This window comes from Cobetia sp. cqz5-12 (assembly GCF_016495405.1).
Taxonomy (GTDB): Bacteria; Pseudomonadota; Gammaproteobacteria; order Pseudomonadales; family Halomonadaceae; genus Cobetia.
On the sequence record NZ_CP044522.1, the window covers coordinates 660,231 to 678,096 of the forward strand.

A 17,866-nucleotide genomic window follows, 5' to 3' on the forward strand; every position below is an offset into this window, starting at 1 on the left:
TGGGCCCAGCCCGGGAGATGTCATGTCACGCCATCTGAGTTCCACCGCCCTGCCAAGCCCCGGTGCCCGCTTCCGCGCGGCGCTGGAGGCCAATCGTCCGCTGCCCATCGTCGGCACCATCAATGCCTATACCGCCATCATGGCCGAGCGCGTCGGGCATCAGGCGATCTACCTGTCCGGTGGCGGCGTGGCCAACGCCTCCTACGGTCTGCCGGACCTGGGCATGACCAGCATGAATGACGTGCTGGAAGACGCGCGTCGCATCACCGCCGCCAGCGAGCTGCCGCTGCTGGTGGACATCGACACCGGCTGGGGCGGCGCCTTCAACATCGCACGCACCATTCAGGAGATGGAGCGCGCCGGCGTGGCTGCCGTGCACCTGGAAGATCAGGTCGCCCAGAAGCGCTGCGGCCACCGCCCCAACAAGGCGATCGTCTCCAGTCAGGAGATGGTGGATCGCATCAAGGCCGCTGCCGATGCGCGTCGTGATGACAGCTTCTATCTGATCGCGCGCACCGATGCCTTCCAGAAGGAAGGACTCGAGGCTGCCGTGGCGCGTGCCAATGCCTGTGTCGAGGCAGGCGCCGATGCCATCTTCGCCGAGGCGGTGCATACCCTCGAGGACTACCGTGCCTTCTGCGAGGGAGTCGATGCGCCGATTCTGGCCAACATCACCGAATTCGGCGCCACGCCGCTGTTCAACCAGCGCGAGCTGGGCGATGTCGGCTGCCGGATGGTGCTCTATCCGCTGTCCGCCTTCCGCGCCATGAACGCTGCCGCCCTCAGGGTCTACCAGAACATCCATGACAAGGGTGATCAGAAGGATGTCGTCGACGACATGCAGACCCGCATGGAGCTCTACGACTTCCTCGATTACCACACCTTCGAGCAGAAGCTGGACACCCTGTTCGAGGCCGAAAGCCGCAAGGATTGATGCCAGACGCTCGAGACGGACGCCATGTCTCGCATCAGAAAATCATCGGCTTCACGGGCCGACACTCTCGGCCCGACCGTTTCTCCCTCGCTGGCAGACGCCTGGCCGACGAGGGGCCTGACGCTTTATGCCCTACAAGAAAAAGAACAACTCAATGACGTCACTGCCAAGGAGATCGCGCCATGTCAGATACCATCGCCAACCCGAGCACCGCTACTTCGAGCACCAGCGCCCCCAGTGGTCTTCGCGGCCAGAGTGCCGGTGAGACGGCGCTGTGTACCGTCGGCCAGTCCGGCTCCGGCCTGCGCTATCGCGGTTACGACCTGGAAGACCTCGCCAGTCACGCAGCCTTCGAGGAAGTCGCCTATCTGCTGCTCAAGGGCAAGTTGCCGAATCGCTCTGAACTGGATGCCTACATTGCGCGCCTCAAGGGGTTGCGGGGGTTGCCGGACGCCCTGAAGGCGGTGCTTGAGCAGATTCCGGCCAGCGCTCACCCGATGGACGTGATGCGTACCGGCTGTTCGATGCTCGGCAATCTGGAGACGGAAGAGAGTTTCGATGAGCAGTCCGACCAGGCCGACCGCATGCTGGCGGTGTTCCCGTCGATCATCAATTACTGGTATCGCTTCAGCCATGATGGCGTGCGCATCGACACCGAGACCGATGATGACTCCATCGGCGCGCACTTCCTGCACCTTTTGCACGGCGAGGCCCCCAGCGAGCTGCATGCCGCGGTGATGAATACCTCGCTGATCCTCTATGCCGAGCACGAATTCAATGCCTCGACCTTCACCGCACGTGTCTGCGCCTCGACGCTTTCTGATCTGCACTCCTGCGTGACGGCGGCCATCGGCTCGCTGCGCGGGCCACTGCATGGCGGTGCCAACGAGGCGGCGATGGCGATGATCGAGCACTGGCGCTCACCGGAGGAAGCCGAGCGCGAGATTCTCGGCATGCTGGAACGCCGCGAGAAGATCATGGGCTTCGGCCACGCCATCTACCGTGAGCGTGACCCGCGCAATGCCATCATCAAGGAGTGGTCTCGCAAGCTGTCCGAGGATGTGGGCGATACGCAGCTCTACGCCGTCTCCGAGCGCGTCGAAGCCGTGATGTGGCGCGAGAAGAAGCTGTTCTGCAATGCCGACTTCTTCCACGCCAGCGCCTATCACTTCATGGGCATTCCCACCAAGCTGTTCACGCCGATCTTCGTCTGTTCACGCCTGACCGGCTGGGCCGCGCATGTCTTCGAGCAGCGCGCCAACAACCGCATCATCCGCCCGAGCGCCGATTACACCGGCCCGGAGCACTGCGACTGGCTGCCCATCGAGCAGCGCGACTGACCCTTTTCTCGGCCAGTCAGCGTGCTGGCCGATCGTTTTCCTGATCGCCTGATGAGTCCGGATGCCCATGAATACCGAGTATCGCAAACCCCTGCCTGGCACGGCGTCACCGGGTACCCCGGTCGACTACTTCGATGCGCGTGCCGCCGTGGAAGACATCGCCCCCGGCGCCTACGCCGGTCTGCCCTATACCTCACGCGTACTGGCCGAGAACCTGGTGCGTCGCTGCCCGCCGGACCAGTTGCGCGACAGTCTCGTGCAATTGATCGAACGCCGCCGTGATCTCGATTTCCCGTGGTACCCCGCGCGCGTCGTGTGTCATGACATCCTCGGTCAGACCGCGCTGGTGGATCTGGCCGGTCTGCGCGATGCCATCGCCGAGCGCGGCGGAGACCCGGCCAAGGTCAATCCGGTGGTGCCGACCCAGTTGATCGTCGACCACTCGCTGGCGGTGGAGCACGCCGGCTTCGACAAGGACGCCTTCGCCAAGAATCGCGCCATCGAGGAGCGTCGCAACGAGGACCGCTTCCACTTCATCGACTGGACGCGTCAGGCCTTCGAGAACATCGACGTGATTCCGCCGGGCAACGGCATCATGCACCAGATCAATCTGGAGCGGATGTCGCCGGTGATCGAGTCGCGCGCCGATGAGAAGGGCCATCAGGTCGCCTTCCCGGATACCCTGGTGGGCACCGACAGCCACACGCCGCATGTCGATGCGCTGGGCGTGATCGCCGTCGGCGTCGGTGGGCTGGAGGCCGAGAGCGTGATGCTGGGGCGTGCCTCCTACATGCGCCTGCCGGACATCATCGGCGTGCGCCTCACCGGGCGTCCGCAGCCGGGCATCACCGCCACCGACATCGTGCTGGCGCTGACCGAATTCCTGCGCGCCGAGAAGGTCGTCTCCTCCTATCTGGAATTCTTCGGCGAAGGCGCGGCCAGCCTGACGCTGGGTGATCGCGCCACCATCTCCAACATGACGCCGGAGTACGGCGCCACGGCGGCGATGTTCTCCATCGACCAGCAGACGCTGGATTACCTGACCCTGACCGGACGCGAGCCGGAGAACATCGCGCTGGTCGAGCGTTACGCACGCGAGACTGGCCTGTGGGCAGATGAGAGCGGCCATATCGAGGGCGCGGTGGAATATGAGCGCGAGCTGACCTTCGATCTGTCCTCGGTGGTGCGCACCCTGGCGGGGCCCTCCAATCCGCACAGTCGCGTGCCGACCAGCGAGCTGGCTGCGCGCGGCATCTCCGGCGTGGTCGAGCATGAACAGGACGAGGACGGGCGTGATCTGATGCCGGATGGCGCGGTGATCATCGCCGCCATCACCAGCTGCACCAACACTTCGAATCCGCGCAACGTCATCGCCGCAGGGTTGCTGGCTCGGCGCGCCAATGCGCTGGGACTGACGCGCAAGCCGTGGGTCAAGACCTCGCTGGCGCCGGGCTCCAAGGCGGTGCAGCTGTATCTGGAAGAAGCGGAACTGCTGCCGGAACTCGAGCAGCTCGGCTTCGGCATCGTCGGCTTCGCCTGCACCACCTGCAACGGCATGAGCGGTGCCCTGGACCCGGCGATCCAGCAGGAAATCATCGAGCGCGATCTCTATTCCACCGCGGTGCTGTCCGGCAATCGCAACTTCGATGGCCGTATCCATCCCTACGCCAAGCAGGCCTTCCTGGCCTCGCCGCCGCTGGTGGTCGCCTACGCCATCGCCGGCACCATCCGCTTCGATATCGAGAAGGACGTGCTGGGACATGCGCCGGACGGCTCGCCGATCATGCTCAAGGACCTGTGGCCGAGCGACGAGGAGATCGACGCCATCGTTGGCTCCAGCGTCAAGCCGGACCACTTCCGTCAGGTCTACATCCCGATGTTCGAGGCCCGTCAGGATCGCGACGACACGACCAGCCCGCTCTACGACTGGCGCGAGATGAGCACCTACATCCGTCGTCCGCCGTACTGGGAAGGCGGCCTGGCCAGCGCGCCGACGCTCACCGGCATGCGGGCACTGGCGGTGCTGGGGGACAACATCACCACCGACCACCTGTCGCCTTCCAATGCCATCATGGCCAGCAGTGCGGCGGGCGAGTATCTGGCCGCGATGGGCCTGCCGGAGGAGGATTTCAATTCCTACGCCACCCACCGTGGCGATCATCTCACCGCGCAGCGGGCCACCTTCGCCAACCCCAAGCTGATCAACGAGATGGCCGTGGTGGAAGGGGCGGACGGCAAGCGCGAGGTCAAGCAGGGCTCGCTCACGCGTCTGGAGCCGGAAGGCAAGGTGGTACGCATGTGGGAGGCCATCGAGACCTACATGCAGCGCAAGCAACCGCTGATCATCATCGCGGGTGCGGATTACGGCCAGGGCTCGTCGCGTGACTGGGCGGCCAAGGGCGTGCGGCTGGCGGGGGTCGAGGCCATCGTCGCGGAAGGTTTCGAGCGTATCCACCGCACCAATCTGGTCGGCATGGGCGTGATGCCGCTGCAGTTCGCCGCCGGTACCACGCGCAAGACGCTGGCACTGGATGGCAGCGAGATCTACGCCGTCGAGGGCGAACCGGCGCCGGGGGCAGCGCTCACGCTGGTGATCGAGCGCACCGCCGGCGACAAGGCAGGCCAGGTCGAGCGCGTGCCGGTCACCTGTCGCCTCGATACCCGTGAGGAGGTCTCCATCTACTCCGCGGGCGGTGTGCTGCAACGCTTCGCCGAGGACTTCCTCAACTCACAGGCGCCGGATGAGATGGCGGCGGAGGTATCGGCATGAGCCAGCAGGCACAGCTCAGGATTCCCGCCACCTATCTGCGTGGCGGCACCAGCAAGGGCGTGTTCTTCCTGCGCGATGAGTTGCCGGAAGCGGCGCAGGTACCCGGCCCGGTGCGCGACGCCCTGCTGCTGCGCGTGATCGGCAGCCCCGACCCCTACGCCAAGCAGATCGACGGCATGGGGGGCGCGACCTCCAGCACCAGCAAGACGGTGATCATCAGTCGCAGCGAGCAGCCGGACCACGACGTCGACTATCTGTTCGGCCAGGTCTCCATCGACTCGCCCTTCGTCGACTGGAGCGGCAACTGCGGCAATCTCTCGGCGGCGGTCGGGCCCTTCGCCATCGAGAAGGGCCTGGTGCCGGCCGAACGCCTGCCGCGTGACGGCATCGCCGAGGTGCGCATCTGGCAGGCCAACATCGCCAAGACCATCATCGCGCGAGTGCCGATGTGCGAGGGGCGTGTCCAGGAATCCGGCGATTTCGCCCTCGATGGCGTGACCTTCCCGGCCGCCGAAGTGGCGGTCGCCTTCCGCGACCCTGCCGCGGGTGAGGGCAGCATGTTCCCCACCGGCAATGTGGTCGATGCGCTGGAGGTACCGGAATCGGTGGTCGCGGGTGGGCGGATCCAGGCGACCCTGATCAACGCCGGCATCCCGACCATCTTCGTCAATGCCCGCGATCTCGGCTATCAGGGCACCGAGCTGCAAGAGGCGATCAACTCGGACGGCGAGGCGCTCGCGCGCCTCGAGACATTGCGCGCCCACGGCGCACTGCGCATGGGGCTGATCAATGATCTCGCTGAGGCGGCCACGCGCCAACACACCCCCAAGGTCGCCTTCGTGGCGCCGCCGGTGGATCACGTCGTCTCCAGCGGTCGCGAGATCAAGGCCGACGAGATCGATGTGCTGATTCGCGCCGTGTCGATGGGCAAGCTGCACCACGCCATGATGGGTACCGCGGCGGTGGCCATCGCCGCGGCGGCTGCGGTACCCGGCACGCTGGTCAATCTTGCCGCCGCTGGCGGAGCCGATGCTGAGTCTGGGGCTGGGCAGACTGACGCGGCGCGTGACTCGGTGTGCTTCGGGCATCCCTCCGGCACACTCAGGGTCGGCGCGAGTGCTCATCGGCAGACAGAGGCAGGCCAGGTCAGTGATGGCCAGCAAGGCGAGGGCGAGTGGACCGTCACTGAAGCCGTGATGAGTCGCAGCGCGCGTATCCTGATGGAAGGCTGGGTGCGGGTGCCGGCGGAGACCTTGATGCGCTAGCGCCGGCATGGGCAGGTGAGGGTCGATTGTCATGTTCGACAGTCATGTTCGACAGTCAAAGCCCCTCCTGCGGAATCTAGATGAAAGCCGGCCTGGCATGCATGTGCAGAGGGCCGGCTTTCGCGTCTCAGTGGTATGTGTGCAGGTAGTGGGGGGAGCACAGGTGTGACGGGAGTCGCATGCGGGCAAGGACGATTCACGACAGGAGGTCATGTATGAGCACGCCATCCTCTGATCAGAAGAGCGAAAGCCGTCTCAGCGCCATTCAGGTCAGTACTAACCAGGCCAGTACCAATCAGGCCAGCGCCAACCAGCGCCCGGACTATGACCCGGAGCTGCAGCAGATCGCCGACTATGTGCTGGGGTACTGCGACGATCCCCTTGTCGCGAATGTGAATGCGGATGTGGACGGTCTGGCCGGCAAGCGCGAGCGCTCAGGTCCCTCGGCAGAGGCGATGGACACCGCTCGTCTGTGTCTGATGGATACCCTCGGCTGTGGCATCCTGGCGCTGCGCTTCCCTGAATGCACCAAGCATCTTGGGCCGCTGGTGGCCGAGACCGTGGTGCCGCATGGTGCGCGGGTGCCTGGCACTGCCTTCAGTCTCGATCCCGTCAAGGCGGCGTGGGATATCGGCTGCACCATCCGCTGGCTGGATTACAACGACACCTGGCTGGCGGCGGAGTGGGGGCATCCCTCGGACAATCTTGGCGGCATTCTGGCGGTGGCGGATCACCTCTCGCGCCAGCGTGTCGCGCAGGGCAAGCCACCCTTGGTGATGCGTGATGTGCTGGAGAGCATGGTGATGGCGCATGAGATCCAGGGCGTGCTGGCGCTGGACAACAGCTTCAACCGTGTCGGGCTTGACCATGTCATGCTGGTCAAGGTGGCGACCACCGCCGTGACGGCGCGCTTGATGGGGGCGAATCGCGAGCAGTTGCTGTCGGCGCTGTCGCACGCCTTCGTCGATGGCCAGAGTCTGCGCACCTATCGCCATGCTCCCAATGCGGGCTCGCGCAAGAGCTGGGCGGCGGGGGACGCCACCTCACGCGGTGTGCGGCTGGCGGATATCGCCCTGCGTGGCGAGATGGGCGTCCCAAGTGCTCTCAGTGCGCCGCAGTGGGGTTTCAATGATGTCTCCTTCAGTCACGGCAACAGCGATCTCGCCCTCAAGCCCGAAGACGAACGGCGTCTGACACTGGCGCGCCCTCTGGGTAGCTATGTGATGGAGAACGTGCTCTTCAAGGTCTCCTTCCCGGCCGAATTCCATGCCCAGACCGCCGCCGAGGCGGCCGTCCAGCTCCATCCCGAGGTGCGCGACCGGCTCGAGGAGATCGAGCGCATCGAGATCACCACCCACGAATCGGCGATCCGCATCATCTCCAAGCAGGGCGCGCTCGCCAATGCGGCGGACCGCGATCACTGCCTGCAATACATGGTCGCGGTGCCGCTGATCTTCGGCGAGTTGAACGCGGACCACTATGAAGATGGCTTCCATGCCGCTCACCCGGAGATCGACCGGCTGCGTGACAGGATGGTCGTCAAGGAAGAGGTGCGCTTCACCCGCGAGTATCTGGAGGCCGACAAGCGCTCGATCGCCAATGCCCTGCGGGTAATCTTCCGTGATGGCAGTGCCACCGAGCAGGTGACGGTGGAATACCCGCTGGGACATCGCCGGCGGCGTGAAGAGTCGCTCGCCCCACTCGAGGGCAAGTGTCGGGCCAATCTGGTCACCTGCTTCCCACCCTCGCGGTGTGACACCCTGATGGCGTTGCTGGGCGATCGCGAGCGACTCGACGCACTGCCCGTGCACGAGTTCATGGCGCATTGGGTGCGGTGAGGCTGCCAGCCGCATGATGTCCCGTTGGCAATCAGTCCTCCAATTGACTGGTGCCGTCATCCGGTATGGGTAAACTGGAAGCGGATTGCACAGAACGATCGACAGGGGCGCTTGCAAAGACTCGCCGGAGAGCGAGACAACGCCTGCCGAGCCTTCATTGCAAAGGCATCATCACAAGGGACTCATCATGAAAACATTTCTGCTGCTGGGCGCCATCGCGCTGATCGTCATCTACGTGATCTCGATCTACAACAAGTTGGTCAGCCTGAAGGCGCGCTTCGAGAATGCCTTCGCGCAGATAGAGGTTCAGCTCAAGCGGCGCTACGACCTGATTCCCAATCTGGTCGAGACGGCCAAGGGCTATCTGAGCCATGAGCGTGGCACCCTGGAAGAAGTGATCAATGCCCGCAACAAGGCGATGGCGGCCTTGAATGCCGCAGCGGCGCACCCCGGCAGCATGGACAAGCTGGCCAGTCTGGCCGGCGCAGAGCAGGGACTGGCGGCGAGTCTGGGCAAGCTGGATGTGGTGGTCGAGGCCTATCCGGAGCTCAAGGCCGACCAGACCATGAGCGACCTGATGGAAGAGCTGACCGCCACCGAGAACCGCGTCGCCTTCGCGCGTCAGGCCTACAACGATGCCGTCACCGACTACAACGTCTATCGCCAGAGCTTCCCGCAGGTGATGTTCGCACCGACCTTCGGTCATCGCAGTGATGCAGGCCTGCTGGCCTTCGATGACAGCGTGAAGATTCGTCAGACCCCTGATGTCAGCTTCTCATGAGCCGACCGACGGATGCTTCTCTCGAAGCGGTCTTGCGCCGTGATCCTGACTGGGTAGATGGCGAGCGCGAATGAATTTCTATCACGAGCAGGACAGCGCGCGTCGTCGAACGCGGCTATTGCTGCTGGCCTTCACGGCCATGTCGCTGGTGGTGTCTCTTGCCGCCGGCGCCGTGGTGCATGTCGCGATCAGCAGTTTCCTGGGGCGTCCGGCCGCCACGACGCTTGAATATGTCTGGCCAGTAGCGAGCATCATCTTCCTGTGCAATGCACTGGTCGCCGCGCGTGAGCTGCGGCGTCTGCAGCAGGGCGGTGCGATGGTGGCCGCACGCCTGGGTGGCAAGCTGGTGGATGTCGAGACGCAGGACTCGAGCGAGCGACGGGCACTGAATGTGGTGGAAGAGATGGCGATTGCCGCCAACCTGCCCACGCCGCAGCTGTTCCTGCTGCCGCATGAGGCGATGATCAATGCCTTCGCGGCGGGCTATCGGCCACAGGATGCGGTGATCGCGCTGAGTCGCGGGGCGTTGGAGCAGCTGGATCGCAACGAGCTGCAGGGCGTGGTCGCTCACGAGTTCGCCCATATCGCCAATGGCGATATCCGCCTCAACCTGCGTCTGGCGAGTGCGGTCCACGGCCTGGTGTTTCTCTCCGAGGCGGGGCGCTTCCTGATGGGGGCAGGGCGCATCGGCTTCGTGTTGGGCAGGGCGCGCTCCTCCGGTTCCGACAGGAAAGGCGGCATGCCACAGCTGATGCTGGTGGGTGTGGCGCTGTGGTTGCTCGGCAGCCTCGGCGGGCTGGGAGGGCGGCTCTTGCAACGCGGGGTCGCGCGCTCACGCGAATATCTCGCCGATGCCAGTGCGGTGCGCCTGACGCGTTTCCCGGATGGCATCGCCTCGGCCCTCAAGCGTATCGGTGGTATGGGCTGGCAGGGGCGTATCCAGCACCCGCGCGCTATGACCTACAACCATCTCTTCTTCGTCGAAGCGCGCCCGCCCTGGCTGACGGGCTGGTTCGACTCGCATCCGCCGCTGGATGAACGCATCAAGCGCCTGGAACCCCGTTGGGACAGGCAATATCTGAGCGCGCGCCAACAGCCGGTGCATACCTTCGAGCAGCAGGGGCCCATCGGGGCCGAAGTGCTTGGCGGGGTCATGGCGGGTATCGCCGGAGCGGCGGTCATGGAGGAGCTCTCGCGCTCACGAGGAGAACTCGAGAACCTGACGCTGTCGCGTTTTCTCTGCCCGCAGCTGGTGGTGGCGATGATCGCCCCCTCGGAGCTGACCCGGCGTGGGGTCTGGCTCACCGAGCTTGAGCGTCAGCATGACTGGCTGGATGGCAAGCGCGTGCGCGAGGCACGGCGCAAGCTCGAGTCCTTGCCGCGGGTCGAGTGGATCCCCTTGCTGAACCGGTTGATACCGCGCTGGCGGGAAGCGGATGAGCGCGCGCATCGCATGCTCAAGGCGCAGACCCCTCCGCAGGACATGTTCATCTGGTGTCTATGGCAGCTGTTGTTGGAATCACTGGATCCGCGGATCGATCGCAAGAGCGACTCGCTGGCCCTGCAGCAATGCCAGCCGGCCTGTCAGCACTGGCTCATGCTGATGGTCGGACTTATCGACGATGAAACGCTACGCGAGGATATCTTCCTGGACGCCAGTGCGGAACTTGGCCTGGCGCTGGAGTATTCGCAGTCGCAGCCGGAAGGGGATAACCCTGCACTGCGCTGCCGCCATCTCACGCAGCTGGCGCACCTGCGCCCGATGGACAAGCAACGCTGGTTCACGGCGCTAGCCCAGGTGGTGCATGCCGACCAGACGCTGGCCGATGAAGAGGTGGCCCTGCTGACACTGCTGGCGCGCGTCATGCAGTTGCCGGAGGCGCGCCTGGAAGCGGCGCTTGAGACACAGTCGCATTCGCGTGGTGGCTGGCAGGCGCGCCCAGTGTCACGACCTGCGGACGGCAAGGCGGTCTGAGTGCCGAGCAGGGGGAGTGGCTGTTTTCTGCGTCAAAGCCCTTGCCATCAAGCCGATTCCTGCGTAAAGTACGCATCCGCTGCCGGGGACGCATGGCGTTACCAGCGGTGAAAGAGGTTTGCAGGTGATTGTTTTGTTTGATGTTTTTGAGGTCCGCTTCCAAATCATCGATTGACAATCCCGGGCGATTCGCTAGAATACGCCGCACTCCTTACGGAACAGGTGATCGAGCAACGCTCCTCACCGCTTGATGATGCTTAGAGGCAGTCGACTGACTCATCATCAAGTGCTTGACTTCTCAAGCGTTCCAAGTAGAATATGCCTCCTCGCTTAACCGCGACGCTCTTTAAAAATTTGATCAGGTAATTCGTGTGAGCGCTTGCCGATGAGTGGTGACAAGGTCACCAAATATCGGAGCAAGCCTCTCACGAGAAGTTTGACTCTGAACCAAGTTTGGTCTGCTTAACAGACTATCAAGCTTTCAACTGAAGAGTTTGATCATGGCTCAGATTGAACGCTGGCGGCAGGCTTAACACATGCAAGTCGAGCGGAAACGATTCTAGCTTGCTAGAAGGCGTCGAGCGGCGGACGGGTGAGTAATGCATGGGAATCTGCCCGATAGTGGGGGACAACCTGGGGAAACTCAGGCTAATACCGCATACGTCCTACGGGAGAAAGCAGGGGATCTTCGGACCTTGCGCTATCGGATGAGCCCATGTCGGATTAGCTTGTTGGTGAGGTAATGGCTCACCAAGGCGACGATCCGTAGCTGGTCTGAGAGGATGATCAGCCACACTGGGACTGAGACACGGCCCAGACTCCTACGGGAGGCAGCAGTGGGGAATATTGGACAATGGGCGAAAGCCTGATCCAGCCATGCCGCGTGTGTGAAGAAGGCCTTCGGGTTGTAAAGCACTTTCAGCGAGGAAGAACGCCTTGGGATTAATACTCCCGAGGAAAGACATCACTCGCAGAAGAAGCACCGGCTAACTCCGTGCCAGCAGCCGCGGTAATACGGAGGGTGCAAGCGTTAATCGGAATTACTGGGCGTAAAGCGCGCGTAGGTGGCTAAGTCAGCCAGGTGTGAAAGCCCCGGGCTCAACCTGGGAACGGCATCTGGAACTGCTTGGCTAGAGTGCAGGAGAGGAAGGTAGAATTCCCGGTGTAGCGGTGAAATGCGTAGAGATCGGGAGGAATACCAGTGGCGAAGGCGGCCTTCTGGACTGACACTGACACTGAGGTGCGAAAGCGTGGGTAGCAAACAGGATTAGATACCCTGGTAGTCCACGCCGTAAACGATGTCAACTAGCCGTTGGGTCCCTTGAGGACTTAGTGGCGCAGCTAACGCAATAAGTTGACCGCCTGGGGAGTACGGCCGCAAGGTTAAAACTCAAATGAATTGACGGGGGCCCGCACAAGCGGTGGAGCATGTGGTTTAATTCGATGCAACGCGAAGAACCTTACCTACCCTTGACATCCAGAGGACTTTCCAGAGATGGATTGGTGCCTTCGGGAACTCTGAGACAGGTGCTGCATGGCTGTCGTCAGCTCGTGTTGTGAAATGTTGGGTTAAGTCCCGTAACGAGCGCAACCCCTATCCTTATTTGCCAGCGAGTAATGTCGGGAACTCTAAGGAGACTGCCGGTGACAAACCGGAGGAAGGTGGGGACGACGTCAAGTCATCATGGCCCTTACGGGTAGGGCTACACACGTGCTACAATGGCAAGTACAAAGGGTTGCAATACTGCGAAGTGGAGCCAATCCCATAAAGCTTGCCTCAGTCCGGATTGGAGTCTGCAACTCGACTCCATGAAGTCGGAATCGCTAGTAATCGTGGATCAGAATGCCACGGTGAATACGTTCCCGGGCCTTGTACACACCGCCCGTCACACCATGGGAGTGGACTGCACCAGAAGTGGTTAGCCTAACCTTCGGGAGGGCGATCACCACGGTGTGGTTCATGACTGGGGTGAAGTCGTAACAAGGTAGCCCTAGGGGAACCTGGGGCTGGATCACCTCCTTATCGACACTGTCTACTGCTCGCGGCAAGTGCTCACAACGAATTACCTGATCAAGTTAGTTTATCGAGTAGTAGTGTCGGGTCTGTAGCTCAGTTGGTTAGAGCGCACCCCTGATAAGGGTGAGGTCGGCAGTTCAAATCTGCCCAGACCCACCAAAAGCTTCGTGCTTTTGTCGACACGGTTTTGCCGACTTTGGGGCCATAGCTCAGCTGGGAGAGCGCCTGCCTTGCACGCAGGAGGTCAGCGGTTCGATCCCGCTTGGCTCCACCATCAAGTTCCGGTTCAAGCTTCTACTGCCTGATAACGCTGACAGTTCACAGTGACAAGCATATCGCCTTCCTCGAGAAGGTTGTGTGACTTCTCACTGTTCTCTGAACAGCCGCTCTTTAACAATGTGAATCATGCTGACGATGGAATGTGCGCCAAGCACATCTCCATCAAAACGATATGTCGGAGAGGTCCGACAGAGTCGTAATCCTTGACAGACCCCTTGGGGTTATATGGTCAAGCGATTAAGCGCATACGGTGGATGCCTTGGCAGCCAGAGGCGATGAAGGACGTGATAGCCTGCGATAAGCGTTGGCGAGGTGGCAAATACCCTGCGACCCAACGATTTCCGAATGGGGAAACCCACTCACCATCAGGTGAGTATCTATAGGCCAATACATAACCTATAGAGGCAAACCCGGGGAACTGAAACATCTAAGTACCCGGAGGAAAAGAAATCAACCGAGATTCCCCAAGTAGCGGCGAGCGAACGGGGACCAGCCCTTAAGCGTGACAACTGACAGACGAACAGGCTGGGAAGCCTGACGATACAGGGTGATAGTCCCGTAGTCGAAGTCTGAGTCACGTGAAATCGAGTAGGTCGGGGCACGAGAAACCTTGACTGAACATGGGGGGACCATCCTCCAAGGCTAAATACTCCTGGCTGACCGATAGTGAACCAGTACCGTGAGGGAAAGGCGAAAAGAACCCCGGCGAGGGGAGTGAAATAGATCCTGAAACCGTATGCGTACAAGCAGTGGGAGCACCTTCGTGGTGTGACCGCGTACCTTTTGTATAATGGGTCAGCGACTTATATTCTGTGGCGAGCTTAACCGTATAGGGGAGGCGTAGGGAAACCGAGTCTTAACTGGGCGACCAGTCGCAGGGTATAGACCCGAAACCGGGCGATCTATCCATGGCCAGGGTGAAGATTGAGTAACATCAATTGGAGGCCCGAACCCAAGTATGTTGAAAAATGCTGGGATGAGCTGTGGATCGGAGTGAAAGGCTAATCAAGCCCGGAGATAGCTGGTTCTCCTCGAAAGCTATTTAGGTAGCGCCTCACGTATCACCGCTGGGGGTAGAGCACTGTTTCGGCTAGGGGGTCATCCCGACTTACCAACCCGAGGCAAACTCCGAATACCAGTGAGTGCAGCGTGGGAGACACACAGCGGGTGCTAACGTCCGTTGTGAAAAGGGAAACAACCCAGACCGTCAGCTAAGGTCCCAAAATCCTGATTAAGTGGGAAACGATGTGGGAAGGCTCAGACAGCTAGGAGGTTGGCTTAGAAGCAGCCATCCTTTAAAGAAAGCGTAATAGCTCACTAGTCGAGTCGGCCTGCGCGGAAGATATAACGGGGCTAAATCAGGTACCGAAGCTACGGGTTCATCCTCTGGATGAGCGGTAGAGGAGCGTCGTGTAAGCCAATGAAGGTGGATTGAGAAGTCTGCTGGAGGTATCACGAGTGCGAATGCTGACATGAGTAACGATAAGGGGAGTGAAAAACTCCCCCGCCGGAAGACCAAGGTTTTCTGTTCTACGTTAATCGGAGCAGAGTGAGTCGGCCCCTAAGGCGAGGCGGAAACGCGTAGTCGATGGGAAACGGGTTAATATTCCCGTACCGGATGTGGTTGCGATGGGGGGACGAAGAAGGCTAGGTGAGCCAGGCGTTGGTTGTCCTGGTGAAAGCATGTAGGCCGAGGAATCAGGCAAATCCGGTTCCTCTGAGGTCGAGATGCGAGACGAACTGACCACGGTCAGGAAGTCATCGATGCCACGCTTCCAGGAAAAGCCTCTAAGCTTCAGATCACATGCGACCGTACCCCAAACCGACACAGGTGGTCAGGTAGAGAATACCAAGGCGCTTGAGAGAACTCGGGTGAAGGAACTAGGCAAAATGGCACCGTAACTTCGGGAGAAGGTGCACCGGTTCGAGTGAAGGACTAGCTCCGTAAGCTCCTACCGGTCGAAGATACCAGGTGGCTGCAACTGTTTATTAAAAACACAGCACTCTGCAAACGCGCAAGCGGACGTATAGGGTGTGACGCCTGCCCGGTGCCGGAAGGTTAATTGATGGGGTTAGCTCACGCGAAGCTCTTGATCGAAGCCCCGGTAAACGGCGGCCGTAACTATAACGGTCCTAAGGTAGCGAAATTCCTTGTCGGGTAAGTTCCGACCTGCACGAATGGCGTAATGATGGCCACGCTGTCTCCACCCGAGACTCAGTGAAATTGAAATCGCAGTGAAGATGCTGTGTACCCGCGGCTAGACGGAAAGACCCCGTGAACCTTTACTATAGCTTTACACTGGATGCTGATGTTGTCTGTGTAGGATAGCTGGGAGGCTTTGAAACCGCGTCGCCAGATGCGGTGGAGCCAACCTTGAAATACCAGCCTGACATCATTGGCGTTCTAACTCAGGTCCGTTATCCGGATCGAGGACAGTGTATGGTGGGTAGTTTGACTGGGGCGGTCTCCTCCTAAAGAGTAACGGAGGAGCACGAAGGTACCCTCAGCACGGTTGGAAATCGTGCATTGAGTGCAAGAGCATAAGGGTGCTTGACTGCGAGACAGACACGTCGAGCAGGTACGAAAGTAGGTTCTAGTGATCCGGTGGTTCTGTATGGAAGGGCCATCGCTCAACGGATAAAAGGTACTCCGGGGATAACAGGCTGATACCGCCCAAGAGTTCACATCGACGGCGGTGTTTGGCACCTCGATGTCGGCTCATCACATCCTGGGGCTGAAGTCGGTCCCAAGGGTATGGCTGTTCGCCATTTAAAGTGGTACGCGAGCTGGGTTTAGAACGTCGTGAGACAGTTCGGTCCCTATCTGCCGTGGGCGTCGGAAGTTTGAGAAGAGCTGCTCCTAGTACGAGAGGACCGGAGTGGACGAACCTCTGGTGTTCGGGTTGTCATGCCAATGGCATTGCCCGGTAGCTACGTTCGGACGGGATAACCGCTGAAAGCATCTAAGCGGGAAGCCCCCTTCAAGATGAGACTTCCCTGAGGCCTTGCGCCTCCTGAAGGGCCCTTGAAGACTACAAGGTTGATAGGCTGGGTGTGGAAGCACAGCAATGTGTTGAGCTAACCAGTACTAATTGCCCGTGAGGCTTGACCATATAACACCCAAGGGGTTTGCCCAGGCAAACCGCCGGGATTGCGACAGGATCGACGACATATCGGTCAGCATGATTCATATTGCGAGTCGCGAGGCCTCAAGCCTCGGGACTCAGGCACCGCAAGGTGCCACCGTTTCGCCTGACGACCATAGCGAGCGTGAACCACCCGATCCCATGCCGAACTCGGAAGTGAAACCGCTTAGCGCCGATGGTAGTGTGGAGTTTCTCCATGTGAGAGTAGGTCATCGTCAGGCACTTATACTGAACCGCCCCTGTAGCCTTGCTGCAGGGGCGGTTCTCTTTGTGGTGAGAAAAGTTGCGCACAGCAAAGCAAGAGGCGTACGCGCTTCGTGAGGCGCCTGCTGCGCCCATGACGACAGCCTGAGCGTTGTCACAGCCCCCCATCACGTACATGCACGCTTGTAGAAGGCAGCGGCGAGAGGCTAGACTCCCCAGCCTTCTGTATTGGAGATGATGATGCAACCTCAAGAACTGTTGCTGTATTGCCGCCCTGGCTTCGAGGCCGACCTGGCCGCAGAAGTCAGCGAGAAAGCGGCGTATATCGGCACGCCGGGTTATCCGATTGCGGCACGCGACAGTGGCTTCGTGCGTTATGTGGTGACGGGTGATGAGCCCGCCAACGCCCTGCATCGTGACATGCCGCTACAGGCGTTGGTCTTCGCTCGTCAGACCCTGGTGGCGCTGGAGCCGCTGGTCGGCATGTCGCGGGAGAATCGCGTCTCGCCGATTCTGCAGCAGGTGGTCGATGCCGGCTGGAGCTTCGAGGAGATCCGCCACGAGATGCCGGATACCAATGATGGCAAGGCGCTGTCGGGGCTGGGCAAGGCCGTTGGTCGCCCGCTGGAATCTGCGCTCAAGAAGCGGGGTGCCCTGCGCCGCAAGGCCGGTGGTCGGGCGCTGCATGTCTTCTGGACGGATGGCGATGAAGTCCAGCTGGGCATGAGCTTCCCGGGCAACCGCAGCGAGTATGCCAATGGCATTCGTCACCTGCGTTCGCCGAGCCGTGCGCCCAGCCGCTCCACGCTCAAGCTGGAGGAGGCGTGGCACGAATTCGTACCGCGCGATCAGTGGGAGCATCGCATTGCCACCGGCATGCAGGCAGCGGACCTCGGTGCCGCTCCGGGTGGCTGGACCTTCCAGCTGGTCGAGAAGGGCATGTTCGTGTTCGCGATCGACAATGGTCCGATGAACAAGGACCTGATGGCGACAGGACAGGTCGAGCATCTCAAGGAAGACGGTTTCACCTGGGAGCCACCGCTGCGCCTGGATTGGCTGGTCTGCGATATCGTCGACAAGCCGATCCGTGTGACCGAGATGGTCGAGCGCTGGCTGAAGAAGCGCTGGTGCAACGAGGCCGTCTTCAATCTCAAGCTGCCGATGAAGCAGCGCTGGAAGGAAGTCTCTCGTTGCCTCGACTATCTGGCTGCCAGTCTCGAACGCTCCAACGTCGGTGCCGAGATTCGCTGTCGCCATCTGTATCACGACCGTGAAGAGGTCACTGTGCACGTGCGCATCACGCACTGATTGGCTGTT

8 protein-coding genes, 2 tRNA genes and 3 rRNA genes are annotated in these 17,866 nt (G+C 61.1%); all 13 read left to right on the forward strand.

Annotated elements, in window-relative coordinates:
* Positions 1-22 precede the first annotated feature (22 nt).
* The 13 genes from prpB to rlmM all read left to right on the forward strand — a co-directional run bounded on the left by prpB (position 23) and on the right by rlmM (position 17,857).
* A complete protein-coding gene (prpB, locus tag F8A90_RS02805) occupies positions 23-934 on the forward strand; it encodes a methylisocitrate lyase (RefSeq protein WP_200018869.1) in 912 nt (303 codons plus the stop codon).
* 182 nt (positions 935-1,116) lie between these two features.
* The gene (prpC, locus tag F8A90_RS02810) at positions 1,117-2,274 is read left to right on the forward strand and encodes a bifunctional 2-methylcitrate synthase/citrate synthase (protein ID WP_200018871.1); all 1,158 of its coding nucleotides are present in this window, start codon (positions 1,117-1,119) and stop codon (positions 2,272-2,274) included.
* A 67-nt stretch (positions 2,275-2,341) separates the two neighbouring features.
* Positions 2,342-5,044, forward strand: coding sequence for a Fe/S-dependent 2-methylisocitrate dehydratase AcnD (gene acnD, locus F8A90_RS02815; RefSeq protein ID WP_200019852.1), 2,703 nt, complete (start codon positions 2,342-2,344; stop codon positions 5,042-5,044).
* Positions 5,041-6,309 (forward strand): 2-methylaconitate cis-trans isomerase PrpF, encoded by a 1,269-nt coding sequence (gene prpF / locus F8A90_RS02820; RefSeq protein ID WP_200018873.1) that lies wholly within the window; start codon positions 5,041-5,043, stop codon positions 6,307-6,309. The genes acnD and prpF overlap by 4 nt, the downstream gene beginning before the upstream one ends.
* 215 nt (positions 6,310-6,524) lie before the next feature.
* Entirely contained in the window at positions 6,525-8,147 is a 1,623-nt protein-coding gene (locus F8A90_RS02825; RefSeq protein ID WP_200018875.1) for a bifunctional 2-methylcitrate dehydratase/aconitate hydratase, read from the forward strand.
* Between the two features lie 187 nt (positions 8,148-8,334).
* A complete protein-coding gene (locus F8A90_RS02830; protein ID WP_200018877.1) occupies positions 8,335-8,928 on the forward strand; it encodes a LemA family protein in 594 nt (197 codons plus the stop codon).
* Between the two features lie 70 nt (positions 8,929-8,998).
* On the forward strand, positions 8,999-10,903 hold the full coding sequence (locus F8A90_RS02835; RefSeq protein ID WP_200018879.1) for a M48 family metallopeptidase: 1,905 nt from the start codon (positions 8,999-9,001) through the stop codon (positions 10,901-10,903).
* Between the two features lie 482 nt (positions 10,904-11,385).
* Positions 11,386-12,926 (forward strand): 16S ribosomal RNA (locus tag F8A90_RS02840).
* Between the two features lie 76 nt (positions 12,927-13,002).
* Positions 13,003-13,079, forward strand: a tRNA-Ile gene (locus tag F8A90_RS02845).
* 39 nt (positions 13,080-13,118) lie between these two features.
* Positions 13,119-13,194: transfer RNA gene (locus F8A90_RS02850), tRNA-Ala, on the forward strand.
* Between the two features lie 232 nt (positions 13,195-13,426).
* Positions 13,427-16,312: ribosomal RNA gene (locus F8A90_RS02855) — 23S ribosomal RNA — on the forward strand.
* Between the two features lie 138 nt (positions 16,313-16,450).
* Positions 16,451-16,566: ribosomal RNA gene (rrf, locus tag F8A90_RS02860) — 5S ribosomal RNA — on the forward strand.
* The 16S, 23S and 5S rRNA genes sit together here with 2 tRNA genes alongside, the layout of an rRNA operon.
* Positions 16,567-16,783: 217 nt before the next feature.
* Complete coding sequence (gene rlmM, locus F8A90_RS02865) at positions 16,784-17,857, forward strand: 23S rRNA (cytidine(2498)-2'-O)-methyltransferase RlmM (RefSeq protein WP_200018881.1); 1,074 nt, start codon at positions 16,784-16,786, stop codon at positions 17,855-17,857.
* The last annotated feature ends 9 nt before the right edge of the window (positions 17,858-17,866 follow it).